Origin of the sequence: Undibacterium sp. Tian12W (assembly GCF_049339405.1) — a bacterium.
Taxonomy (GTDB): domain Bacteria; phylum Pseudomonadota; class Gammaproteobacteria; order Burkholderiales; family Burkholderiaceae_D; genus Undibacterium.
In genome coordinates this window covers 22,723-46,972 of record NZ_JBMPPK010000011.1, presented here as the reverse complement: position 1 = coordinate 46,972, position 24,250 = coordinate 22,723, and the positions used below count along the sequence as shown (strand labels likewise).

The following is a 24,250-nucleotide window of genomic DNA, read 5'->3' as shown; positions in this document are numbered from 1 at the left end:
CAGCCTTGGTCGCCTGTTTCAATACAATATCCGAAAACGCTTCCTTAACCACGTTCAGTTTCGTAGGTTGGGCTACGTCTCATCAGCCCAACACTCGGCTTATAAATTACGTATTCGTTTATCAAAGGCCCAGTGTTGGGCTGGTAAACCGTAGCCCAACCTACGTGTTTGATGAGGCCCGGCCCACCCGCAATCACCCACCCACATAAACAGGCAAACTCAACAAGCCTTCGAGCTTGTCTACCGTACCAGGAATACGCTCCAGACGCGGGTAGCGCAGCGAGCCGGTATAGTTGATCGCAACAGTACGCGTTTTACCATCCGCCATGAAAGTCAGCGCTATCGCCTCCTTCGATACCGCTGCCGCCTTGATGGCCTGCTTCAATACCGTATCCGAATACGCTTCCTTGCCCACGTTCAGCAAGCGCGCACCCAGGCTGATGCCAGCGCGAAAGGCCGGGCCTTCCCATGTCACGCTGTTGACCACGCCCTTGCTATTGACGGTCAGGCCCAGCGAATGAGAAAAATCCGTCGCGCCTGCATCCACTTCCATCTTCGTGAAATAGTCTGTGGGTTCATCGGTGTAAATCAGGCGATAGCCGCTGCGTGTCAGGCCATCCAGTGCATGGCTGGTATCATGGGCTTGCAGACGGGTGGTGAAATAGGTGGCCCAGTCATAAGGCACGAGTTGGTTCAGGCCCTTGCAGATATCCGCAAAGGTATAGGTGCTGATGGCACTGTTCGCCTTGCCGCCACCAAAGAACTTGCCAGCAAAATCAGCCAGGCCAAATTTGCCGGATGAACGTTCGCGCATCAGCATCTCTACATCCAGCCACAGCATCACACCTTCGACGTAATAATCTTCCCGGCGCTGCCAGTCGCGCCAGCGCACTGCGGCCTTGCCGCCTGCCATATAGATGGGGTCTATCGTGCTGTCTTGCAGTGACTTCCATTGCCTGCCCACGCGGGCGCTGACAAAGGCGGCATCCATCGCCAGTGCATCCAGACTTTGCTGGCGCGTCATGAAACCCAGGTGCGAAGTCAGTATGCGGCCCCAGAATTCTGTCTGCCCCTCATACATCCACAGCAGGCTGCCGCGCATGGGCAGGTTGAGGTTGGGCGTCCATAAATCGGCAGGCTGGCGGTAGCGGCCATTCCAGGCATGGGCATATTCATGCGGATGCAGGCTGGCAATGCGTAATTGTGCATCGGCATTCGCGAAAAAATCAGCGGGCAGATTAATCTCTGTCGATTCTGAATGCTCGGCACCACCGCCAGAAAATATCGTATCCGACAACGTCACCAGAAAATCAAAATGCGGATAAGGCTGACCCTTAAACAGTTTAGGAACAACCGCCACCATGGCCTGATACCTGGCCAAAAATTCTGGCGTGATGGCAATCGCAGCCTCAGAGTCGCCCAACATATTCAAACGTACCGGCACAGCCGCACCCGCAGGCGTGAGTTCTACCCGTTTGAAATACCGCCCTGCATAGACAGGCGCATCCATGAGTTTGTCAACACTGCTTTGTTTGAAGCTGATCTGCTTGCCCTTGACTGCATCGCTATCCAGCGAAGTGGCGAATTGAAAATTCTCAGGCAGGGTGAGGGAGGCGGTGCTGGCAATATTGCGCAGATACCAGCCCGCCGGATACAGCGCCAGCTTTGACCATTGCAATTTCAATATGTCTGGCGACAAACCACGGCTGGCTGGCAGTATCTGGAAATCCAGCTTCAGTTCACGCGCAGTTTTTGGCACGGTGATATGAAAAGCATACGGGTTCACCGCATCACGTTGCCATTCCAGCTTTGTATCACCTGCCATGATGCTCAAACCTGCCAGGTCTGCGACCGTTTGCGTAGCTGCATGGCTGGTGGTCTCCCATTCAGGATACAGCAAGACCATGTGGCCACTTTTTTGCACGGGTATGCTTTGCCGCACACGGATGATCTTGTGTACCGTATCCGAGGCATCCACATCCAGTTTCATGACACCATGAAATATCCGGTCACGCGGCGCTTCTATCTGTGGCGCAGGCATTGCTGCTTTAGGGCCTGTGTCAGCATGCACCAGTTCTGTAACAGCGATCTGCGAAAAAGTCAGGATGAGGGCGGGCAGTATTTTAGTCATGGGCAATCTGTTAACAAAAATTCTCGATAAGTTTGCACCTAATGTTGTGCACTTAAGTCTTCAGAGTGTCAGGCCATTTTTAAGGCATAAAGTTCCATCACAAACACGCTTGCTAACATGCTTAACTCAAGGCACGGCTGAATTGCCGCAAGTCTTCAGCATAAGCCTGCGTTTGCTCCCATGCCGGGAAATGCCCTCCTCGAGCTGGGCTGGTGTATTGGACAAGATTATAAAAACGCGCTGCCCATTCTCTGGGGGCGACTACTAGCTCCTTCGGCCACATGCATACCGCCGTCGGCACGCTGACCCTGTCGCTCAACTGCAAGGCCGGACGAAAGTGACGCGCCTCATAGTAATACCGCATGGACGAGCCTATGGTTTGCGTAGCCCAGTACAGCAGCAGGTTATCCAGCAGCATCTGCTCAGGGAAAACTTCAAACAGATTGTCACCGGCATCGCTCCAGTTCCTGAATTTTTCCAGTATCCAGCTCGTCAGGCCCAGCGGTGAGTCATTCAGCGCATAGGCCAGGGTTTGCGGTCTGGTTGCCTGCAAATGCAGGTAGGCACCTTCCTTGTCGCTCCATTGTTTTACTCTGTCCATATAAGCCAGCTCTGCCTTGCTAAGGTCAGTGGCACTGGCTATGCCCGGTGGCTCTACCACTGCCGACAGATGTATGCCCTTGATGGCCTGCGGATATTTCAGTGCCATGCGGGTTGCCACACCTGCACCAACGTCTGTACCGGATACCATATAGGTGCTGTAACCCAGCCCCTCATGCATGAGGCGGTGAAACAGGTCTATGGTCTGCACCTGCTTGGGTATGGACGGGCGCTCAGACAAACCAAAGCCGGGATGGGCAGGGAGGATCACATCAAAGGCATCTTCATCATTACCTCCATAGCTGCCAGGATCAGCCAGCATGGGCGCGAGCCGGGTGTATTCGACAAAGCTAGAAGGCCAGCCATTGCTCAGCAGCAGCGGTTGCGGCTTTTTAGTTTTACTCCTGCCCTTGAAATATAAAAAATGAATATGAAAACCATCTATCTCAGCCTGGTAGTGTGGCAGCGCATTGAGCCTGCTTATCGCCTCATTGATGTCATACCGCGTTTGCCAAAAATCGATCAGATGGCGTAGCGGCTGCGTGGACGTGCCATATGACCAGTCATCGACAATGGCATCTGCCCAGCGTGCATTGCTTAATCTTTGCATGAGGTCATTTGCTTGCGAGGCGTCTAATGGTGCATGCCATGGTGTGATTTTCATTTTGGGTCCTTGCTGTTTATATTCAGACTGAGGTGCTGGCTGGCCTGTGGATTGTTCAGCACTTATCCCCAGCGCAGTGGCGAGCAAAAACTGGCGGCGATGCATACTGTTTTCTGTAAAGTCCTCTGGTCTGGTAAGATTAATTTAATTAAGTGCATCTCAAAAGCAATCATTTTTAATGAATTGGTAAGCATAGCTAATCAATAATGCGTATTCCTTTGCAATTCCTCCCTGCTTTTCGTGCCGCTGCCCAGTTGCAGAGTTTGCGTGCTGCTGCTTCACTGTTGAACCTGACACCCAGCGCCATCAGCCAGCAGATCAGCGCGCTGGAGCAGCAGCTAGGGTTTGCCTTGTTTGAAAGACAGGGCAGGCGGGTTTTGTTGAATGCGGCTGGCAAGATTTTCCTGCAAAGCGTAGATGCAGCACTGGATGGGCTGGAAGCCGGTGCCAGGGCCGCCAGGGCTGGAGAAAGCGCCGGTGCCGACACCGTGCTGCGCCTCACTGTTGTGCCCTCGTTTGCCCAGCGCTGGTTGTTGCCACGCATAGGCCACTGGCGCGAACGTCACCCGAATATCCGCCTGAGTATTGAAGCTACCCAGCAAAGCCGTGACTTGCAGTCGCAAGACCTGCATGCCGGCATACGCTTTGGTAACGGCCATTGGCAGGGGCTGGAGGCTGAGATGTTGTCAGACCTGGACTTGCCCCTGCTGGTGGTCGGCTCACCTCATGCAGCGCACAGGCTCAAGGATTACACAGCAGAACAAATCGCCCGCGAACCCCTGCTGGGCGACCCGCTGGTATGGCAGCGCTGGCTGGATGCAGCAGGCATCAAGGGCAAGGTCGTGCCGGTTGCCAGCTTTGCCGAGACTGGCCTCATGTTGCAGGCCGCAGAGCATGACCTGGGGCTGGCGCTGGCCCGTGGCGTCTATACGGTGGATGCGCTGGTAAATGGCAATCTGGTGCAAGTCTCGCAAGTGATCGCCCGGCACGATGTGCGGCAACGCTATTATCTCGTCTATCCACCCGCACTGCGCAACTGGGCACCCTTGCTGCATTTGCGTGCATGGCTCTTTGAAGAATTGCAGGAGTCACGCAAGCAAATGGTCGCCATGGGCATCATGCCTGCATCCTTATCTTAACCATGTAGGCACTGGCCCCGCATCATTGGCATACACATCCCACACACTGTTTTCTGGTGCTGAAATTGCGGCGGAGACCATGGCAGCAGCCAGGTCTGGCCTTGCTATCGTGCGCCTCATGTCCAGTCGGTGATCAGCCTGGGCAGACAGCATGGCGGCAGTTGCTGGCCTGGTCGTTTCAATTCCATTTTCCAGTACATCAACCAGGCGTGGCGCACGCAGTATCACATAAGGCAGGTCGCTATCGACAAGTGCCTGCTCCCTGTCCATTATATTCTTTTGCATGCCGCGCTTAGCCAAATTTAACAGAAGCCAGGTCAGTGAAGGTTTGCCCGGCCCCATGACCGACAACAGGATAATGCGTGGTGGTTTTGCGTGACGCTGTACACCATTCAGCACATTCACGAAACCATCAAACATCACCGAGCGTATCAGCTGTTTTGGCGCAAATGCCTTGTGGATATCCACCGTAAAAAACACTGCCTCCAGCTCACCTGCCAGTGCTGCGGCTATGGCTTCCGGCTTGCCCACATCGGCAACGACGGGCTTGATCAATTCTGTTGCTGCGGGTGGTTTGCGTGCAATGGCACGCACAGTGTGACCCTGACTGGCCAGCAAACGGGTGATGGCCAAACCTGTGCCGCTGCTGGCACCGACTACTGCGTATTCTTTCATCATATTATTCTCTTTTCTTTTATTGATTTATTTTGTTTATATGTTTTTCAAGATATCTACCAACTGGCCATTCATGACAGGCGCGCTGGCAATAAAATTCGGGCTGGATAAAGTCCAGGGCTGGCCTGTCCAGTCTGTTACCTGACCACCGGCTTCTGTCACCAGCAAGGCACCGCTGACGAGGCCGGACAAGACATTGCCGTGCTGCCAGAATGCATCGAGTTGTCCGCTGGCGACCTGTACCAGTTGCATGGTCGCAGGCACAGCCATGCGTACCAGCAGGGCATGTTCCAGCATGGCCGTGACAGACTGGCCTATCTTGCTGTAAGCCAGCTTGCCTTCACCCGGGGTAGCCTGGCCAGTGCTGACCAGGGCCGCTGCCAGGCTAGGTTTTTGCGATACATGCAGTGGCTGGCTGTTCATATAAGCACCGCTACCGCGCACTGCTGTATACAGCTTTGCCGCCAGCGGCTCAGCAACTACCGTCAGCACAGGCACATTGTCACGTACCAGTGTTGCTGTCACCGCCCATTCAGTCGTGCCGTGGATATGGTTGACATTGCCTTCTGCCGGGTCAGCCACCCACCATTCACCAGCAGGCAGGGGGCCGCTGGACTTTTCATCGTCCAGCCATCGTGCACCTGGGCGCACAGCCAGTAAAGAATCACGCAATTGCGCGGTCACGGCAGTGTCATTGTCTTCTATCATCGTCAGCAGTTGCGGCAGGTCTGCAGGACGTGCATCTGGCTTGAAACGCTGGAGCAGCAGGTCAGCCGCCTGACGCACGGCGATGACGGTGGCGTTTAATAACTGTTGATCGTTTTCATATTGTGTTTGCATGATTATTTGCCTTCCTTGAGTTCATTGTGTTCGTTGTGTTCAACAAAGTAGAGATATAATATGAGTTATCGCTCATATTGGAAACTCGCATTCATGACCAAGCCCATCAAGAAGGCCGCCACCCCGCTGGCCCCTCGTAAAAGCCCCACACAAGCCCGCTCTGTCGCTACCGTAGAAGCCATATTGCAAGCTGCTGCTCACATTCTCGAAACTGAAGGCCTCAGTGCCTGCTCCACCAATGCCGTGGCAAGAAAGGCTGGCGTCAGCATAGGCTCGCTGTATCAGTACTTCCCTTCAAAAGACGCCATCAGCAGGGCGCTGATACTGGAGCAAACCACCGCACTGGTTGAAGATGCCGAGAAAATAGATCTGGAACAGGGTGGCCGCAAGGCACTGGAAGACTTGATCGATGTCGCCATCACCCACCAGCTAAAAAGACCGGCGCTGGCAAAAATACTCGATGCAGAAGAACTTCGCCTGCCCGTCGCCGCAGACCTCAAACGCCAATCCGCCCGCCTGCGCAAAACCGTGCACGACATACTCTCTCAGGCTGATATGCCAGAAGGTGCAAACGATGCAGAAGTCATGGCCGATTTAATGGGCATCATCAAGGGTCTGGTCGATGCAGCAGGGGCGCGGGCTGGTTCAGAATCCCCCGCCAGCGCAGCCAATTTGCGCAAGCGGGTGAGGAGGGCGGTGTTTGGGTATCTGGATGCGGGGGAGTGAATGCTCGTACTGACAGCGGTCTGTTAAGCTGAAGCAATAGCAGATTGAGGCGATTTTCTCTGGTAGGGTGCGCCATGCGCACCATCTCAGGTGCATGCAGATATCACTGCGCGCGAAGTAATTGTTTCTAAAAAATTGCTGATAATGAGAGCGGTGCGCACGGCGCACCCTACTTCGGTAGGCTCATAGCGGAGGCAGGAATAAATTTTCTGACTCAAGTATTTCTCAGTGTCTCTGTGTCTCTGTGGTGAGCTTTCAGGTCTTATGCTTTTTCGTTTACCCGCCTGAACGTGTTGCAGCAGGTCGAATCCTTTTCTGGGGTATCGTTGCAATATACAGCCAGCGACCTGAACTTTAGTCTGGTTCACATAAACACAAAACAGGCATATCATTCATCTGGCTTTCGTGTATCAAGAATCATGGTCAAGCTGGCGCTTAAGCAGAACTTTACTACCTTGCCAGATTGCCGTAACTGAAAATACCTGATAAGCCGTAATGAAGGGCAAGACTACCGCATCGTGTGATCAACTTTCGAGAAATAAGCACCATGAATCCATCATTGAAACCAGCCGTGTTCTTATGTACAGCCATCGCGCTTGCCAGTTCCCCCTGTGCCTATGCAGCCGATAAACCTGCTGCTCCCGCAGACCTGGCGCTCTCCTGCCAGAATCCGGTAAAGAAAGGCGATACCGCACAAAGCCTGAAGAAACGCTATCCAGGAAACACCACGGTGCAGGAAGTGGATGGCGCGGAAGGGGCAACTCAAAAAGTACTGGTGCTTTATCCCCAAAACCTGATGAAGCCCTACAGGGTAGAAGTGTACTTTGATGATGACGCAATGACCCGCCTTGTTTCCGTCAATATTAATGTCGAAAAAAGTCAGTGGACTTATCAAGGCTTGAAGATACTCGATTCCATCCAGGCAGTAGAAAAACAGAACGGCAAACCGTTCACCCTGTACGGCTTTGGCTGGGATTACGGCGGCCACGTCACCAGCTTCAATGATGGCGTTTTTTCAAAACCGTCTGGCGACTGCACCCCGCATTTCCGCTTTCAGCTACGTACTGATAAAAATGCACCCAAGGCCATACTTGGCGAACAAAAAATCAAATCTAGCCTGCCTGCAGTAATCCAGGCACAGCCTTATCTGAGCGAAATATCACTCGACTTTGTTGAGCAGAAATAGTGAGGAAATTCGCAAGGTGCAGAAGCCCCCGTAGGTACGATTAGCAAAGCGTAATCGTACAAAACCGTGTCCCCAAGAAATGAAAAGATCGCAAGCATGCAGTTCAATGCCGAAATAATTCGATAGCATCTCTATGTCCAATCAATAAGTTGTTATAGGGTCTTACATTCGTATATTTCACATCACTGAAATATATGAATGTAAGACTCTTATTATTTTGTGTTTTTGCAATGATTTTTGACTGGCGGATAATAAATCGTGGATATAATGCCAGCACACATTATGCAAGCATGATGCTGATATCAAACAAGACAAAATAAAACAAAGAAGGGGAAGCCGTGCTCATCATCTGGGGGAAAACACATGTACGCAAAAATATTGGCTATGCTGCCGATTTTTGCCCTATTTGCCGCGGGCCGCAGGTATTCAAGCTCATCCGCGTTGGCCTGGCCAGCCACGTGTATTACATTACCTCAGGCGACGGGGAACTGGTCAGCCATGATCGCGAATGCCAGCAATGCAAAACGCTGCTCAATGCCAATCCTGATGGGTATCTGACACTATCCAAGAAAAAACAGTCGCTGGCTGAGCTGATGAAGACGACTTTCCCAAGCTTGCCGGAAGTGTATAAAGACAGGCTGGACCTCGAAGAAAAAGTCATGAAAACCCCAGCCCTGCTGACGCCGCAAGAGCGCGCCATCATGATCAGGACACCCTTCCACCTCTTGTCGCCTCTGGTAGAAATGCGCATAGGGCAGACCCACTTAGACACGGGCATCAGCCTGGCACTGCTCGGTTCGTTTTTTCTCGTTACCATCGTCCCTGTATTGTTAACAAAAATCCTGCCTTTTGATGAAGCTATCATCTTTCTCGCCTGCGCCATCATCGCCTTGCTGGTGATAGGCTGGCAATTGCTTACTGCCGGCAGTCGCTATGTCAAGCGCCGCATCATCCCTGTCCTCGGCCCCAACTTGAAACCCTTGAGGCCGACAGAAAGCGAGCTGAAATCAGCCCTGGCAGAATTGAAGGCAGACCAGAAAAAAATGGCAACGAGATTGAAGATTGCGGATTTGCAGAAATATTTTTGAGTGGCGGTGGCGTGCGATTGCGAAAAGCTAGTCGCCTTCCGCGTTTTGTTAAGAGTTTATTTGAACTTATCAGCTCGCCTTCCGAAATTCGTCGAGTCTATAGATTAAATTTTTAAGGTCAAATGGGATTTCTTCGTTTTTAAATTCACTTATTATTTGTACATCCGTTAGATTTACTCCATAGTCTTCCTTTATTTGTGTTCTCAGTTCTCGCAAAACAGTTTTTCCAGGGATTATTTTCATTCTTTCACGTATATTTGACCACTTAGATTCAAATTCCTGAAGAACTTCTTTACTTAAAGTGCTTCGATCTTTGCTTGACTTGTTGTGATATTCAAGTTTTTTTGAAATATACTGGGCTTGAATATCAAGTTTTTCTTTTTCAGTAATTTCTTGCAAGTATTGCTCAGTACATTTCCCTGCAAAGTCGAATGCGCCTTTTCCTTTGTTTTTTTTATCAATTTGTGAGGTCAAAACTCTTTGAAGAACATCAATATTTAATAGATAATTTTCCATTTCTTTTCGCGAAAGAATCTGTGCGTCTGAAAGTTCTTTTTTCAATTCTTCAGACATAGCTTCTATTTGCTCAGAACAAAAATAATCTCGATCATAAATTGCAAAAATCTTCATGCTCACGTCGATAGTACTTTTTATACCCCATGCAAATGATCTAACTTTTTCCCAAGTCGTAAATCCTCCAGATTCGAATGGAGTAAGATCATTTCCAACTGATAATTCAGCGTATCCCAATTTGATCGCGAAACGTCGCAACGTCTTAAAATCATTAAAGCCTTCGACAAAGACAATTTTTTTTGTTCGTGCTAAATGAGTCAAAGTAACATTTTGTGCTGAACCAATGGACCTTAATGCAAGCTGCATTCCACTTACGTCCTCAAGTCGTTGTGCGGCTTTTCTTCCCTTTTGTACCAATAAAATCTCGCTCGGATCGGCTTCACCAATAATTTCGACTGAGTGAGTAGCGAGTAATACATCTGTGGACAACTGGCGAAGAATGATGAGTAGTTGCCTTTGTACATCGGGATGCAAATAAATCTCTGGTTCGTCGATAGCTAGCAAAGTTGATTTTGAAGCTCTGGAAATATGAGTTAATAACTGACACCAAATTTGAAATCCAAAACCAGCCCAATAGATCTCACGTGCGATTCGATCTTCTTCAATAAACATTGTGAGTTTTTTAGATTGATAGTCGATTTCTGGTTTCGCGATTACCATACCGGGCCAAGTTGATGCTATTAGCGTTGAATACTCTTCCCAACCCTCTGGAAAGTAATGCCAATAATTTCTAAAGTGCCGACTGGCTCTATGACTATTTAACGATTCAGTAACAGTGGCTTCGTTAACGATGGGTTCGTTGTGTTCTAGTTGTCCGAGTACAGGCACAACTTGAATGGAAATAGGAAACTCAGTTCGAAATCTAGCTACAGTAGTAACCGCTGGTCCATCGTTCTCCCAATGTAAAATACAAGTGCCGTCACTGGAAAAAAATAAGCAAAGTTTATTTCCATTGGAAAGCCTAAATTCTATTGTGCTATCTTCAGAGTTGTAGTCTGACGCTACGTTTTCTAGTGAAATGCCAAGCTGAGCTACTGAAATAAAGTGACCGTAGCTATATTTGCCTTCAGCTATATGAATTCTCTCGGGGTTCCTGCTTTTCGCACGTTTTAACGCGACTTCCAATATGCGTAATGCGCTGATAATGGTCGATTTTCCGGCATTGTTGGGGCCAACAAGGATGTTTGTGCTATGAAAAGAGACACTATAATCTTTGAGTGACTTAAAATTATGAAATCGAATCGCCCTTATTTTTACTGTGCTCACTTTCATCGCCCCCATTTAGCCAGTCCAGAATCGAATCAAATTGTCATTTAAGCCATTAATGTGGCAGTAAGTATTGCATATTTTGTGCAAAAAATTAGTCATGGAGATAGATATATTTTTAAAACTTTGGGCAGTCCAGGTGGGTACGATTATCGCCACACAATCCTATGCATGTTAAGCCACCAAGAGATGCCGAGGAGCATATTCCCGGCCAGCATTCTCTGTCCCTCTGTGATGAGCAGTCAGATTTTGCGCTTTTCGTATTGACAGCACGTTGTGTTATAAGGTATCCCAAAACTGCCGGTAGCCAAAACTTCACCCAAACACCCCACCCTCATCCGCATCCAGTATCACCGACAAAGTAATATGCCGCGGCCGCGTCAGCGCGAACAGAACAGCATCAACCACATCCTTGCTGGTCGCACGCTCACCTTTCTTGCGATCAAACACTGCATCCCATTCCGGCTGCTGCGGTGCTACGTCATCAAGATAAGGTGGGTGTACGCTGATGGAGCGGATCGGGGTGCCTGCCAGCATTTGCCGGAAGCCGTCTGCGAGGCCGGCCTGGGCGCGTTTGGCGGCGTAGAAGGGGACGGAGACGCTTTGCATCCTCGCATTTGGCAAGCCGCTGATGGAGCCTATGGTGAGGATGTCTGCGCCTTTTGATAATCGCAGCAGCGGCAGCAGGCCCTGGGTTAGCAGGAAGGTGCCAGTGACGGCAGAATTGATGACGCCCAGTACTTCGGCTGCTGTGTAGGCTTGCTCCCTGGCTTCCAGCCACATGGTGCCGTTGTTGATCAGCAGGTCGATGTGGGTGTGCGATTTGCTCAGCGTATCGATGGTGGCCTGCACGCTGTGCATATCGGCCAAATCGGTTTCCATACATACCGGCATTTCATGCCCCAGGTTTTGTATGGTGCTGGCGGTGTCGGTTAGCTGTGCAAGTTTGCGGCCACATAAAATCACTTTACAGCCTGCTTCTGCCAGTGAGATTGCCAGCGCAGCACCCAGGCCGCGTCCTGCACCGGTGATCACTGCGGTTTTTCCAGTCAGACTAGTCATACATTTTCCTCACGAATTTTTCTCATGAATTTTTCTCATAAATTTTCTCATTAAGCGAGTGGAAACTATACAACAGTCTTGTCGGGCGTGCAGTCGGCAAGGCTTGTAGGAGCGGCTTTAACCGTGAACAACTGGGCCGTAGCATGGGATGTGGCTGCTCAAGCATTCGCGGCTGAAGCCGCTCTTACAGGGTAGCTACATTCGTGCAAAAAAGAAAAACGGCTGCTGAACATGCATCTGTTCAGCAGCCGTTGCACTTAGTGCCGGGTGATTACAAAGACTTCAGGAAAGCCAGTACTGCATCGCGATCTGCTTTAGACAAGCCTTCAAAACGCTGACGTGCCTTGTCTGCTTCGCCACCGTGCCAGAGTACGGCCTCGGTCAGGTTGCGGGCGCGGCCATCGTGCAGGTAGCCGACCTTGCTGTTATTGCCCATGACTTTGTCGGTATAGCCTATGCCCCACAGTGGCGAGGTGCGCCACATATTGCCCTGGGCCTGTCCTTCTACCAGCTTGTCGGCCAGACCTGTGCCCATGTCATGCAGCAGCAAGTCTGTGTATGGCTTGATGGTCTGGTTGCGCAATTCCGCCAGCAAATGGCCTGAACCAGTTTTCATCTCCACCGTGTGACATGCTGAACAACGCATATTCTGGAACACCTTGGCACCAGTACTGACTTGCTGCGGATTGACGACATGCTCATCCATCGGTGCTACACCTTTGGGGAAGCCGCTGGAGATGCTGCGTTGTGCAGGCACTGCCACCAAGCCCAGGTAGCGGGTGATGGATTGCAGGTCAGCTTCCGAGATACCTTTTTGCGCAGGTGCGGCAGCACAGCCAGCCGGGTCTGTCGTGCAGCTACGGTTAGGGTAGCTTGGTGAAGTGACAGCCATGTCCTGCAACAGCGCAGCCGCAGCCTGGTGACGCAGGGTTGCTTTGGATGCCTTCCAGCCAAAGCGGCCTACACGTACTGCACCGGTCTCTGGTTCAAACACATAGTTGGCAATACCAACGACACCATCAGCATCGGGTGCAGAGCGCACGCGGGCCAGGATGTCTGCTTCAGGTATGGCTTCAAGCAAGCCCATGCCTATCATCGGCTGGGCAGCGCGCAGCGAATACACGGTTGGTACTGCACCTTCAAATGCTAGTGAAGGTTTGCGCAACTCTACCGTGGTGCCATCGGCCAGCTTGGTCGTGCGGGTTTCAAATCCGGCGACGTTGACATTGGTACCCCAGTTTTGCGGCACACCGCTGCTGGAGAAGGCATTCATCTGTACCACAGTGCCATATTGCGGATGCGGCAATTGCTGGCCTGCTGCATTAGTGGCTGCTACCCTGACTGACATGCTGTCGAGACGCTGGTTGATGGCGGTAGGTGCAGGGCTGCGGCCATTGTTAACGTGGCAGGCAATACAGGCAGACTGGTTGAAACGCGGCCCCTGCAAACCTACGGCTTGCTGGTAACGGTCATTACCATTCTCATTATGGTCACCGGTCGTAAAGTTGGTATGCACGAGGCGACGGCCTTCAACAAAGCGCTGTATGTTTTGCATACCCGCATTATTGTGTGGCTGCTGGAACATGAACAGACCATTGTCAGAATAGTTGTACGAGACCGAACCCTGGCCACCCGACAAAGTATCTTCCGGCAAAGGCACCGAGTTCAAGCGCGGTTGCACGCCATACCATGGCTTGAGGCCAGAGCCGACCACATAAATCCATTCGGCTGAGTAATAACGTACACCGCCGTTGTCGCCCTTGACAGCCATGCCTTCAGGCGTGGAGAACATGGATGGCGAAACTTCGATGATGTCACCTGCCACCAGCGGACGTGCCGGGATATTCTTGCCATTCGGGAAGCCGTTTGCATCCAGGTCGCTATGTCCAGGATAATCTTTCACGCGCAAGGTACATGCACCATTCACACCGTCAGGGCTGCTGAGCTTGTTGTTGGCAGGGTAGGGTACAGGTTTGCAGATGGCGACATTGCGATCGACCAGTTCACCCGGATTCATCCAGCCATAACCCGTCACACCAACGCGGTCAAAACCACGGAAGAAGGCGACGCCACCCGGCAGAAAATCGACAGTATTGTATTGATTGACAGTGAGCACAGGTTTGGTCACGCCTGCCACACGGCTATTGTCGATGATCTCAAAACCCCAGGTACGGTTCTTGAAGTATTGCGGCACAAAGGTCAGGTAATTGCCCGGGCCTTTATCAACTGGCAGGCCGGTGACAGCATCGATAGTTTCATTCGGGCCGTAGCCAATTTCATTCCACTCTTCACCACGTTCACGGCCATGGCGTGCCAGGCCGCGTGCACCAAAGCGCGTGACCAGGGTGCCGTCAGGCAGAGTGAATTGCAGGCTTTCCAGCGGTTCTGCGGCGGCAGGCAAAGGTGCCCAGCCACTGCCACTGCTTGGGAATTTCAAAGCGGTGGTCGCTGCATCAGGCAGGGTGTTGTCGCTGCCTGGTGACTTGAATTCAACTTCAAACAGCGAGTAGCCGTATTGGGTCGCACGCGCCACGCCTTGCAGGCGTATGTAGCGGGCGTTTGCACCGAGGTTAAAGAATTCTTCCGTACCGCCTTTGCCACCGCTGACATAGCGCAGTTGCGTCCAGGTCTGGCCATCGTCGGATACGCGCAACGCGTATTCTTTGCCATAGGCGTTTTCCCATACCAGCTTCATGTAGCCGACGGGTGTCTTGCTGCCAAAGTCAAACTGTATCCAGGCACCGTCTTCTGAAGTGCTGCCCCAGCGGGTATTGGCCTTGCCATCGATCGCCATGGCGGCTGACATTGCCTGGTTTTCTACGGCAGAGGAAGTCGCAGCGACAGGCTTGACGGCAACACCAGGTTTGCTCAAATCGATCTGGCCAGGGTTGCTTGGTTGGCTGGGCTGGCCAGGCTGAGTTGGATCGGTACCAGGTTGTGTGACCGGCGTGCCAGAGAAAGCCTGTATCTCTATGATGGAATAGCCATATTGGGTAGAGCGCTTGATACCCTTCACGCGCAGGTAGCGGCCTTTGCCATTCAGGTCAGTCAGGTCCTCGACACCACCCTGGCTGTTATCGACGGTCTTGATCGTGGTCCAGTCACTATTATTGTCAGACACCTGCAACAGATATTGCGTGGCATGGGCGTTTTCCCATTGTATGCGCACGCGGGTAATGGTTTCTGTCTTGCCAAAGTCCAGCGTCAGGTATTGGTCATCCGTGAAGCCGCTGCCCCATCGCGTATTATCGTTATGGTCTATCGCTGCCAGCGCAGAGAGGTCGCCACGTTCAACGGAACTGGCAGTCGCTGTCACAGGTGTCAGTGCGGTTTCTGCCGGTGCTGCTTGCGGTGGCGCAGCCATGGGCGTCGCGCCCGCGCCGTTCTGTGCAGAATCAGCATTGCTGGACCCACCACAGCCTGCCAGTTGTAAACATAATAGCGATGAGGCCAGGCAGATGGCCGTCATGCGGTTGGATATTTTTTTCACGTAAGAACTCCTGGTTGGTACGTTTTATATTTGCATGTGGCAGGTAGTCCACATCCTGTTGTATTGCGTACTGCATGTCTGTGCATGTGCAGACAGGTGAAGCGCTGGTAGTGCGATGAATTCTATAAAGAGAGCAACGCCAGGAACGGGTTTCCTGGTTCGTCGAAGCGCAACAGTACCTAATCAGCATGCCACTTGCAAGCCAGCGGGCGTCACTAAACAAATCACCAAAAGGTAGGTGATAGCTAACAAAAAGGTAAGCTATCAGTCATTTGCACTGCCCCAAAATTGGGCGTGGTACATCTCATTTTTTGTCAGTCGGCTGACATAATTGGTCAGTTTTTGGAAAGCATCCCATTTGAGGCATGCACGGGATTGCACTTGGGAGTGGAAACTTTTCCAGTTTTTGTGCGTTTGGAGAATTGCGCAACTTCATGCAGATGCACATGTTTTTCTCCTTCCCCTTCAAGGGGAGATTTGCGGGGTTTCGCAAAGCATGCTTTGCGCCGCAAATTTCCAAGCCGCTTGCAAGCGGCGCGGTGGGATGGTTGGGATGGGGATGGGGTTCTTATGAAACTTGATTGCAGCTTAATCAACCGAAACCCATCCCCACCCTAAGCTGTCCACTGCGCCGCTCATAGGCGGCTTAGATTCTGTCGGCACAAAGCATGCTTTGTGAAACCCCGACGACATCCCCTTGAAGGGGAGGGGATTTAGTAATCAGCGGGAAGTTAATGGCGGATGTGTTCAAGCCAGTGTCCGCAAAAGTACCCAGTTTTGATTTGATCGCAAAAAAAAATGCGCAGGAATCTTGTGTATGCTCAAGGAACTTTGTCAGTAAACACCATTGCTAATTTTGCTGATTGAATCCGCTGACAAAAAACGTCCCGCAAATGCACAAATGAACCCGCAGTCATTTAATCCATCCTCAAAAAAGAAAACCCTGTTTAGTGCTCAACTTGATTGTGACAAGTTTGTAAGAAACAAATTGATTTCCCTGTTACAGAAAACTTACAAATGGGGGTGCAAAAAAATGGTGTCAGCATCGTTTTGCAACACACATCATTCTTCGAGCGACCAGTAACTTGACGACTTCATCCATGCTTCTGGTTGCCCGCGCTGTTCTACCATATAAGTACGCAATGCCCGCGCAGCCTGTTTTTCGGCAGCTATCCACATGTAACCATCGCCAGGCGGAAAAGTAAAAGCAGCGGCTGCTGCCAGCAAAGCCTGCTCATCATTGGCGGAATCCTGATCGCGTATCAACCATTGCGCTTGCCAGTTGGCTGCAGTCACGCACGCCTGTTTATCTGCCGCATCAGCAAGCATGATGATGCTGGTGACATGCCCGCCTGCGCGCAATTGTTCAACACGCCTTGTGATTGCGGGCAGGGCAGTGGCATCGCCGATGAGCAGATACCAGTCAAAGTCATCTGCTACGACCATGGATTTACCCGGCCCGCTGACAATCAGCGTGTCGCCGGTTTTTGCCTGCATCGCCCATGCATTGGCTGGCCCGTGCTGGTGCAACGCAAAGTCCAGCACCAGCGTGCGCGCCCGTGTGTCGAAATATCGCGGCGTATATTCGCGTGTAACAAAGCTGTCTGCGTCACCGGCGACGGGTAGCAATATTTTGACGTGATCATCATGCGCGAGGCTGGCAAAATCTTGCAGATCATCTGATTGAAAAGTAATGCGCTGCATATTGGGTGTCAAGCGTGTGACGTCGATGACGCGAAGGGTTCTGCGGCGTTTTTCCCAGCGCAGGCGTTCGATGTGGTGTTTGGTATTTGTGGTCATGATGTTTTTGATTTTGTGATTATTGGTTTGTGTTGATTAATTTTCGTGAATTGGGCCAAGTGCAGGGCTGGCCGGAGTGTAGGTTGGGCTACGCTTTACCAGCCCAACACTGTGCTTTTAAATGATGTATACGTTTGCAGAGGCCGAGTGTTGGGCTGATGAGGCGTAGCCCAACCTACGGAGCCATCCTTCGCCCAAACCGCCTCACATTAAACGCCAGCGCCAGCGTCGCGCACACCGCAACAGGTATCCCCACCATCCAAGGCAGGCGTACGGCAATTGCATACAGGGATGTGCCCGCTGCCGGGCCCACGGTATCTTTCAAATCTGCCGCTACCGATGCGGCTGCCATATAAGTTGCCCGTGCGTGCGCAGGTGCCAGCTCCATGATCAGGGTGGGCAGCAAAGGGCCAAACAGCATTTGCGACAGCGACAGCAAACTCACGCCGAGTACGAGCGCCGCCAGACTGGATGAAAACAGCAGGCAGATAAAAGCGCCTACCAGCACGCAGCCGCTGGCAATCACCATCCTGAAATTAGACACATGCGCGAGAACAGCGCTGATCTTCAACTGGAACAGCACCGTCAGTACCGCAGCATAAGTAAACAGCAAACCTATCTGCGAAGGTGTCAGGGTGCCTGCATCGACCGCATACAGCGGCAAGACTGAACTTAACCAGCCTGCCGATATCTGCAGACACATGGACCACAGCAGCAAACCCGCGAGACGCGCATCCCGGAAGGCGGGCAGGATGCCGATCAAACTTTCATCCTCATCATCGGGAATGGAATTTTTTGTCAGTGTCTCTGGCAGCCACAGCGCAATGATCAACGTACTGATGAGTGTCGCCAGCGCAGACCCGAGGAACACGGCACCCAGCGAAAACAGCGCCAGCACAGAGCCCACTGCCGGGCCAGCCACACGGCCTGCGCTCGACATGACGCGGGCGATGGAAAAGTAATAACGGTGTTGCTCAGCCGGTATGGCATCGGCAATGACGGCAGAGATAGTGGGGTGCAAGACGCTTTCAAACGCCCCTATCAAGATCAGCACCAGGGCGGATGCCCATACACCATGGGTAAAGTAGAGTATTGCAAAGCCCAGCCCCACGCCTGCTGTGGAGATCAGCAAGACCGGGCGGCGCCCGACTCGGTCGGCAATGCCGCCAACCAAAGGCGTGGCCAGCAATTCACCGCCAGAATAGCAAGCCAGCAGCAAGCCTATGTGGCTGGCAGAAATGCCCGCATCTTTTTCTGCCCACAGGGCAAAAAACGGCATGATTACGCCATCAGCAAAGCCGACAAAAAAACAAAGGAAAAGGCCAACAGCAGTGGCAAGAGGTGCATTCGTAAAAATGCGGATAGAGGCAGAGAATCTGCGGAGGAGCTGAGACAGCAGTCGTGATAGTAATCGCATATACATTATCCATGGCGCGACAAATCTGCTTGCAAATGCAGGACAAATTTGTTTGCGCGTTGGCTAACGTAAACGCTTACGTCACTGTTTCCAGTGATATGGGGCGATCCTAACAAAGAAAAAACAGGCAGTCAATGTGCTGGTTTTATGCCAGCCCGGCTGGACAGCATGGCGAGATTTTTACTGCATATCAGCTTGTTACCCTGGTTGGCAGGGCTGACTTGACAAAATAGATAAGCAAATACCATCACAATTTCAAATGTAACCAATTGTAGCCTGGGCTATAATCTGCACTTGTTTTACGCGCGTGCATTGCCCTTTTGATTATTAAAAGACAATAAAACCTGTTCACCGTCACTTTATATTATGAAAAAAACATTTCTGGCCTGTTTGTCTTTCCTGGTTTTTGCCTGGCCCAGCCTGTCGCAGGCCGAGGTGCGCAAATGTGTGACGCCTTCCGGTGAAACGATATTTACTGACCAACCCTGCAATGCCAAGATAGGCAGCAACGCGACCGAAGTCAAAAACGACGCCACACTGCGCAAGATCACGGCCATGCAAAAAGACCGCGATACCGGCAAAAGCTGCTGGGTGCTGGAGCACAGGTATAGTCAATGCGATGTCAGCGTAGATCGCACCCTGATGACCAACTTCAAGGAAAACTGCACCATACCGAAGAACCAGTTTATTAAAGAGCGCGCCAACGACAACGTCAGCACCAGTTATAGAACTTACAGGGAGCGTAGGGAATACAGAGAGTCATCGCAAGAAGTCGATGATCTCGAATATAGCCACAGGGATACCCGTAAAAGCCGCGCTGTCTTGCAATGTGAAGTGCTGGAAAAAGATATGTGGTCCTATCTGAAGCAAAACTTCAACGACAAGGTACCACCGCAAGACGCCAAGAATATCGAAGTCAAATTACTGGGCCTGCCTGACCCTGAAAGAAGCAGCAGTTCTTACAATAGAAGAAGATAATTTAGCTTATGTTTAGCTTATGCAGGCCTCATATGCATGAGGCATACATGGCAGCTCAACCGCAGAGAAAAATCACTTGATGAACGACCATAACCAGCATGCAAAACAAGTTCTTGACAAGGCGATGGAGGCGCATGCTGCAAAAGAATATGAGACGTCGCTGGCATCTTATGAATGGTTTTTTGAGCATGCGCTGGATGAGGACAAGGGTTCGCTCTATGGTGTCCGCTTGTCGTACTGTCTTTTTGGATGGGTGGAATTGGGCCAGGAATATGAGCCTGCCAGAATTCGTCTTAAACAAAAGTTTGAGTACAGCATCCTTGCACTGGAGCAGTCACGCAATCCGGAATATTTTCATGACTATGCCTCTATAGGTGCCTGTCTTGGCCAGCAAGAAGCCGTATTGGACAAATTCATCGCTTATCATCATGCAGACCCCAGGCTCGCCAGAGAAATCGTCCACTTCATCTGGGATGAACTGCTGGCCTCACCCCACATGCTTGTTTGCGCCACTTATATTGATAATGCGCCAGCACTCTATGATGGAAAGCTTGAAAAACATGATGAAACAATGAAAATCTTTGCGTCCAGGCCAGAACTTGCCACGGACGATTTCATGCATGGAATGAGGGACAGGTTTATTCAGGAGGTTAGCAATATCATCAAGGTATTGCAGGCTGCCGGACGTAGTGAAGAAGCTGGCGCTGTTTCTGCGAAGGCGAAAGCGGATCTGGAAAAAAGAAACTATATCCATTCTTTGCCAGCATGATTTCTGCAGGCAGACACCTTTAAAAAAACACCCACATCGCGGGTGTTTTTTACCATAGGCGAGACCAGGGTTTATTCGACGATCAATGTATATGTCACTGCTTGCGACATATCGTTGCTACGTCCGCCAAAGTTGATCGTATGCTTGCCCGGGCGTAAGGGCTTGAGCATGACATAGTAGCCGTCAGCAGCAGAGGGGTCGAGTTTGACCCTGCCGCCGGTCAGTGCACCTGCGTCAAAACAAACAGGGCTGACTTGTCTGTGTGTTTCAAGTTTTGTGGCGCGTACGCCATCAATTTCCAGTATCAGCATATGGATGCCATCAATGGCTTCCCTGACAGCTTCCGTGACGCCCTTACAACTGATTTTGCCTGGCACACCTGAATTGACCATGTAATTAATCAGAGGGAAGTAAAGATATTTATCCTTGGGGACGGTGCAAGTCCTGATGGTTCTTTGCGTGCCATACGTGCCAGCCAAAAACCAGACCGGACCTTGCTGTTTGAAATGGCAGGACTCACCGGTTTTGTCTGCAACCGGGCTATTGTTTTCACCATCAAATGAACGCGCCCACTGCCACCAGGCACTTGACCATTCTCCCTGGGTTTTACCCGCGACAACTTGTTTTGGCGCGATCAGGCTGGCAGGGTTTGCGGGGCCAGCAGCAATGCTGTTGGCAGGCAACTGGCTGGCGAGGGACAATAAAATAATCAGAGATAGTCTGGAGATGTTCATTAAAGTGCTTGTATGGGGATTGCTTGCACAGGCGGGGATGGATAAGGTTGCCCGCTCGTAGCAAAGGAAAGAAAGGCGCAATTCTACCAAGGTTTTTTATATGCACATCAATCTTGTCCTGCGCGCATGGTGGGGGAGGTTGGGGCGGGTCGTAAATTGGGTGGACCGTAAGGCGGGCCGACCCTGTAGGTTGGGCTACGCTTCATCAGCCCAACACTCGGCCTTTGCAAACATATACGCCCATTCAAATTCCCAGTGTTGGGCTGATAAGGCGCAGCCTAGCGAGGCCCGGCCCAACCTACGTAGTTGGCGAGGCACGGCGCAACTTACGTGGTCGCTACTGAGGAGTAAAACCGACGCATTTCTGAACACCCTCAATGCATCGCAACTACCCTTGTTTGTCCTGTGGCGAAATCTATTCCATCCGCCTTGTCCAGCCTGCCTGCCAGCGTCGTCAAACCCCAGGCGCCTACCACAACCAGAGCACCTATCCAAGGCGTATGCATCAAGCCGATGTGGCTGACGATCAAGCCACCTGCCCAGGCACCAAAGGCAATACCGACATTGAAGGCAGCGATATTCAAGCCAGATGCGACGTCGATAGCCTGCGGCGCATCCTGCTCTGCACGTTGCACCACATACACCTGCAAACCCGGCACATTACCAAAGGCCACTGCGCCCCAGGCCAATACCGTCAGCAAGGCCAGCCATTTATTGTGCGCAGTAAAAGTCAGCACCAGCAAGACCAGGGCAAGCAAGGCGAACACGATTTGCAATGCCGCCACCGGGCCTTTTTTATCGGCCAGTTTGCCGCCCCAGATATTGCCAAAAGTGACCGAGACACCATACACCAGCATGACCAGGCCCACCGCATTGGCGCTAAAACCGCTGATGTCTTGCAGTATCGGTGCCAGATAAGTGAAGGCGATAAAGCTGCCGCCATAACCCAGCGCCGTCATCGCATATACCAGTAACAGGCGCGGTTTTTTGAGTACCGCCATTTGCGTCAATAAAGAGGCGGGCTTGCTGCTGGCAATGGTCGAAGGGATCAATATCGCACAGCCAATAAAGGCAATCACACCCAGCGCCGATACCGCCAAAAACGTCGCTTGCCAACCCAGATGCTGGCCGATGAAGGTACCCAGTGGCACGCCCGTCACCAGCGCCACTGTCAGGCCGCTGAACATCAACGCAATCGCACTGGCAGCCTTGTCCTTGGCGACTAGGCCAGTGGCTATCGTTGAACCTATCGAAAAGAACACCCCATGCGCGAGGCCAGTCAGCACCCGCGCCGCCATCAGTGAGGCATAGTTGGGCGCCATCCAGGCCACCAGGTTACCGATCGTGAACAAGGCCATCAGGCCCAGCAATAACTGCTTGCGCGGCACCCGGCCAGTCAGCGCCGTCAATACTGGCGCGCCAACCGCCACACCCAGCGCATACAGGCTGACCAGCAAACCGGCAGAAGGAACAGACACCGCCAGGCTGCTGGCGATGGTGGGGATAAGGCCGACAATCACAAATTCTGTCGTACCGATGGCAAAGGCGCTGAGCGTCAGCGCCCACAGGGCTAAGGGCATAAGGACTCCATACATGGGGGAATGAATAACAGGCTGCAGTCTGAGCCCATGCAGAAGAAAGAAAAATAGCTTAAGCTACACTTTACTTATGACTCGGAGTCAATAATGCTAAGCCTGGAAACCATGAAAGCCCTGGTCGCAGTGGCCGATACTGGCTCATTCTCAGCTGCTGCCGAGCGCCTGGGGCAGACCCCATCAGGCATCAGCCGCAGCATTTCGCGTCTGGAAGCGCAGCTCGGCATGACCCTGATGACGCGCACCACCCGCAAGCTGGAGATAACAGAAGAAGGCCACTGGCTCTTGCAAAGAGCCAAGAAGATACTCTGCGATATTGATGACACTGAAGAACAACTGACAGCGCGCCTGTCGCAACCATCCGGCCTGGTGCGGGTAAATGCCGCCACCCCCACGCTAGATCATCTGCTGGCCCCGCTGGTGGCAGATTTTCTGGATGCCTATCCCCTTATCAAGCTCGAACTGGTCAGTGGTGAAACCTTTGTCGATCTCATCGAAGAGCGCGCCGACCTGGCCATACGCATAGGCCAGTTGACAGATTCCAGCCTGCACGCACGCCGCCTCGGTAGCAGCCGCATCCGACTGGTAGCCGCGCCGCATTACCTGGCACGCCACGGTGAACCACAAACCGTGGCTGATCTGGCACAGCACCGGCTACTGGGTTTTACCGCCCCAGTCAGCCTCAATACCTGGCCGCTGCCCAAGTCGGATGGTGTCCAAGATGGTACAACAGGCGCTGAGGGCTATGTCATAGACCCCGTAGTCAGCGCCAGCAATGGTGAAACCCTGCGCCACCTGGCCGTGCAGGGCGCTGGCATAGTCTGTCTGTCTGACTTCCTGACCATGGCCGACCGCGCCCACGGCAGACTCAAACCCGTGCTGGCCGACATCAGCCTGCCCTGGATGCAGCCAGTCTGGGCAGTTTTCTATAAACAGGAAGCCATACCCCCACGCGTGGCCGCCTTGCTGGATTTTTTGATGACGAGATTACCGCTGGACAGGGCGTGAATATCGTAGGTTGGGCTACGCTTCATCAGCCCAACACTGTGCCTCTGCAAACGTATACGTCATTTAAACGCCGAGTATTGGGCTGGTAAACCGTAGCCTAGCGAGGCCCGGCCCAACAAGACCAACCAACGCCGCTAGACTCCAGCCTGCGCTGGAGCGACCTTGCATAGGGCAGGGGAATTGATAGACCGCGCTCAGAAAATAGATCGCTTAACAGAGTCTTCTCAGGTACTCAGCAAAGCTCACAAAAAAATCTCAAAACAAGCTCACACAAACCGCATCGCCCGCTTATTTGCATACCCCCAAAATCGTCATTCCTGCGCAGGCAGGAATTCATCGTGTTTACGCCAAATACGGTGATGTACTGTACAGTGCGCAAGACAAATATCCAGCATAAGCGGCTTCAGCCACGAACGCGATACCATGTCCCTATTTATGTGTGAGAAGTAAATAAATCAAACCCATTGCAATTTATGCCCGAATATCATTAAATTGCAGCGACCCTGGCA

General features: G+C 51.9%; 18 protein-coding genes. 7 read left to right on the top strand and 11 right to left on the bottom strand.

The window, feature by feature from the left end:
- Positions 1-193 precede the first annotated feature (193 nt).
- Together ACO0LI_RS15085 and ACO0LI_RS15080 are read right to left on the bottom strand one after the other, a co-directional pair.
- Positions 194-2,131, bottom strand: a complete 1,938-nt coding sequence (locus ACO0LI_RS15085; protein WP_422952906.1) for a peptidase M61 — start codon at positions 2,129-2,131, stop codon at positions 194-196.
- Between the two features lie 121 nt (positions 2,132-2,252).
- Positions 2,253-3,395, bottom strand: a complete 1,143-nt coding sequence (locus ACO0LI_RS15080; protein ID WP_422952905.1) for an epoxide hydrolase family protein — start codon at positions 3,393-3,395, stop codon at positions 2,253-2,255.
- A gap of 206 nt (positions 3,396-3,601) precedes the next feature.
- Between ACO0LI_RS15080 and ACO0LI_RS15075 the strand changes: the two genes are divergently transcribed.
- Complete coding sequence (locus tag ACO0LI_RS15075) at positions 3,602-4,534, top strand: LysR substrate-binding domain-containing protein (protein WP_423033366.1); 933 nt, start codon at positions 3,602-3,604, stop codon at positions 4,532-4,534.
- Here ACO0LI_RS15075 and ACO0LI_RS15070 read toward each other — a convergent pair.
- Together ACO0LI_RS15070 and ACO0LI_RS15065 are read right to left on the bottom strand one after the other, a co-directional pair.
- Entirely contained in the window at positions 4,526-5,212 is a 687-nt protein-coding gene (locus ACO0LI_RS15070) for an NAD(P)H-binding protein (protein ID WP_423033364.1), read from the bottom strand. The two genes, ACO0LI_RS15075 and ACO0LI_RS15070, sit on opposite strands and share 9 nt — an antisense overlap.
- A 33-nt stretch (positions 5,213-5,245) precedes the next feature.
- Complete coding sequence (locus tag ACO0LI_RS15065; protein ID WP_423033362.1) at positions 5,246-6,049, bottom strand: inositol monophosphatase family protein; 804 nt, start codon at positions 6,047-6,049, stop codon at positions 5,246-5,248.
- A 60-nt stretch (positions 6,050-6,109) separates the two neighbouring features.
- Here ACO0LI_RS15065 and ACO0LI_RS15060 point away from each other — a divergent pair, with 60 nt between their 5' ends.
- The 3 genes from ACO0LI_RS15060 to ACO0LI_RS15050 all read left to right on the top strand — a co-directional run bounded on the left by ACO0LI_RS15060 (position 6,110) and on the right by ACO0LI_RS15050 (position 9,049).
- Positions 6,110-6,775: a TetR/AcrR family transcriptional regulator gene (locus ACO0LI_RS15060; RefSeq protein ID WP_423033360.1), complete on the top strand. Its 666-nt coding sequence runs from the start codon at positions 6,110-6,112 to the stop codon at positions 6,773-6,775.
- Positions 6,776-7,322: 547 nt separating this feature from the next.
- On the top strand, positions 7,323-7,961 hold the full coding sequence (locus tag ACO0LI_RS15055) for a hypothetical protein (protein ID WP_422952899.1): 639 nt from the start codon (positions 7,323-7,325) through the stop codon (positions 7,959-7,961).
- Between the two features lie 338 nt (positions 7,962-8,299).
- Entirely contained in the window at positions 8,300-9,049 is a 750-nt protein-coding gene (locus ACO0LI_RS15050) for a hypothetical protein (RefSeq protein WP_423033358.1), read from the top strand.
- Between the two features lie 69 nt (positions 9,050-9,118).
- On the opposite strand, the gene ACO0LI_RS15045 is transcribed toward ACO0LI_RS15050, so the two are convergent.
- The 5 genes from ACO0LI_RS15045 to ACO0LI_RS15025 form a co-directional block, all read right to left on the bottom strand.
- Positions 9,119-10,903 (bottom strand): ATP-dependent nuclease, encoded by a 1,785-nt coding sequence (locus ACO0LI_RS15045; protein WP_423033356.1) that lies wholly within the window; start codon positions 10,901-10,903, stop codon positions 9,119-9,121.
- 300 nt (positions 10,904-11,203) lie between these two features.
- Positions 11,204-11,950 carry an SDR family oxidoreductase gene (locus ACO0LI_RS15040; protein ID WP_423033354.1) on the bottom strand — a complete coding sequence of 249 codons (747 nt, stop codon included), beginning with the start codon at positions 11,948-11,950 and terminating at the stop codon, positions 11,204-11,206.
- Between the two features lie 271 nt (positions 11,951-12,221).
- Positions 12,222-15,419 (bottom strand): di-heme oxidoredictase family protein, encoded by a 3,198-nt coding sequence (locus ACO0LI_RS15035; protein WP_423033642.1) that lies wholly within the window; start codon positions 15,417-15,419, stop codon positions 12,222-12,224.
- A 1,083-nt stretch (positions 15,420-16,502) separates the two neighbouring features.
- Complete coding sequence (locus tag ACO0LI_RS15030) at positions 16,503-17,240, bottom strand: siderophore-interacting protein (RefSeq protein WP_423033352.1); 738 nt, start codon at positions 17,238-17,240, stop codon at positions 16,503-16,505.
- A gap of 175 nt (positions 17,241-17,415) precedes the next feature.
- Positions 17,416-18,657, bottom strand: coding sequence for an MFS transporter (locus ACO0LI_RS15025; protein WP_423033350.1), 1,242 nt, complete (start codon positions 18,655-18,657; stop codon positions 17,416-17,418).
- A 366-nt stretch (positions 18,658-19,023) separates the two neighbouring features.
- Between ACO0LI_RS15025 and ACO0LI_RS15020 the strand changes: the two genes are divergently transcribed.
- Together ACO0LI_RS15020 and ACO0LI_RS15015 are read left to right on the top strand one after the other, a co-directional pair.
- On the top strand, positions 19,024-19,635 hold the full coding sequence (locus ACO0LI_RS15020; protein ID WP_423033348.1) for a hypothetical protein: 612 nt from the start codon (positions 19,024-19,026) through the stop codon (positions 19,633-19,635).
- A gap of 124 nt (positions 19,636-19,759) precedes the next feature.
- Positions 19,760-20,404 carry a hypothetical protein gene (locus tag ACO0LI_RS15015; RefSeq protein ID WP_423033346.1) on the top strand — a complete coding sequence of 215 codons (645 nt, stop codon included), beginning with the start codon at positions 19,760-19,762 and terminating at the stop codon, positions 20,402-20,404.
- Between the two features lie 71 nt (positions 20,405-20,475).
- On the opposite strand, the gene ACO0LI_RS15010 is transcribed toward ACO0LI_RS15015, so the two are convergent.
- Positions 20,476-21,138 carry a hypothetical protein gene (locus tag ACO0LI_RS15010; protein ID WP_423033344.1) on the bottom strand — a complete coding sequence of 221 codons (663 nt, stop codon included), beginning with the start codon at positions 21,136-21,138 and terminating at the stop codon, positions 20,476-20,478.
- Between the two features lie 374 nt (positions 21,139-21,512).
- Positions 21,513-22,718, bottom strand: coding sequence for an MFS transporter (locus ACO0LI_RS15005; RefSeq protein ID WP_422954426.1), 1,206 nt, complete (start codon positions 22,716-22,718; stop codon positions 21,513-21,515).
- A gap of 105 nt (positions 22,719-22,823) precedes the next feature.
- Between ACO0LI_RS15005 and ACO0LI_RS15000 the strand changes: the two genes are divergently transcribed.
- Entirely contained in the window at positions 22,824-23,741 is a 918-nt protein-coding gene (locus ACO0LI_RS15000; protein ID WP_423033342.1) for a LysR family transcriptional regulator, read from the top strand.
- Positions 23,742-24,250: the final 509 nt, after the last annotated feature.

Coding starts and splice junctions, on each gene's coding strand:
- ACO0LI_RS15085 (WP_422952906.1), bottom strand. CDS start 2,131: ATGACTAAAATACTGCCCGCCCTCATCCTGACTTTTTCGCAGATCGCT.
- ACO0LI_RS15080 (WP_422952905.1), bottom strand. CDS start 3,395: ATGAAAATCACACCATGGCATGCACCATTAGACGCCTCGCAAGCAAAT.
- ACO0LI_RS15075 (WP_423033366.1), top strand. CDS start 3,602: ATGCGTATTCCTTTGCAATTCCTCCCTGCTTTTCGTGCCGCTGCCCAG.
- ACO0LI_RS15070 (WP_423033364.1), bottom strand. CDS start 5,212: ATGATGAAAGAATACGCAGTAGTCGGTGCCAGCAGCGGCACAGGTTTG.
- ACO0LI_RS15065 (WP_423033362.1), bottom strand. CDS start 6,049: ATGCAAACACAATATGAAAACGATCAACAGTTATTAAACGCCACCGTC.
- ACO0LI_RS15060 (WP_423033360.1), top strand. CDS start 6,110: ATGAGTTATCGCTCATATTGGAAACTCGCATTCATGACCAAGCCCATC.
- ACO0LI_RS15055 (WP_422952899.1), top strand. CDS start 7,323: ATGAATCCATCATTGAAACCAGCCGTGTTCTTATGTACAGCCATCGCG.
- ACO0LI_RS15045 (WP_423033356.1), bottom strand. CDS start 10,903: ATGGGGGCGATGAAAGTGAGCACAGTAAAAATAAGGGCGATTCGATTT.
- ACO0LI_RS15040 (WP_423033354.1), bottom strand. CDS start 11,950: ATGACTAGTCTGACTGGAAAAACCGCAGTGATCACCGGTGCAGGACGC.
- ACO0LI_RS15035 (WP_423033642.1), bottom strand. CDS start 15,419: ATGACGGCCATCTGCCTGGCCTCATCGCTATTATGTTTACAACTGGCA.
- ACO0LI_RS15030 (WP_423033352.1), bottom strand. CDS start 17,240: ATGACCACAAATACCAAACACCACATCGAACGCCTGCGCTGGGAAAAA.
- ACO0LI_RS15025 (WP_423033350.1), bottom strand. CDS start 18,657: ATGCGATTACTATCACGACTGCTGTCTCAGCTCCTCCGCAGATTCTCT.
- ACO0LI_RS15020 (WP_423033348.1), top strand. CDS start 19,024: ATGAAAAAAACATTTCTGGCCTGTTTGTCTTTCCTGGTTTTTGCCTGG.
- ACO0LI_RS15015 (WP_423033346.1), top strand. CDS start 19,760: ATGGAGGCGCATGCTGCAAAAGAATATGAGACGTCGCTGGCATCTTAT.
- ACO0LI_RS15010 (WP_423033344.1), bottom strand. CDS start 21,138: ATGAACATCTCCAGACTATCTCTGATTATTTTATTGTCCCTCGCCAGC.
- ACO0LI_RS15005 (WP_422954426.1), bottom strand. CDS start 22,718: ATGCCCTTAGCCCTGTGGGCGCTGACGCTCAGCGCCTTTGCCATCGGT.
- ACO0LI_RS15000 (WP_423033342.1), top strand. CDS start 22,824: ATGCTAAGCCTGGAAACCATGAAAGCCCTGGTCGCAGTGGCCGATACT.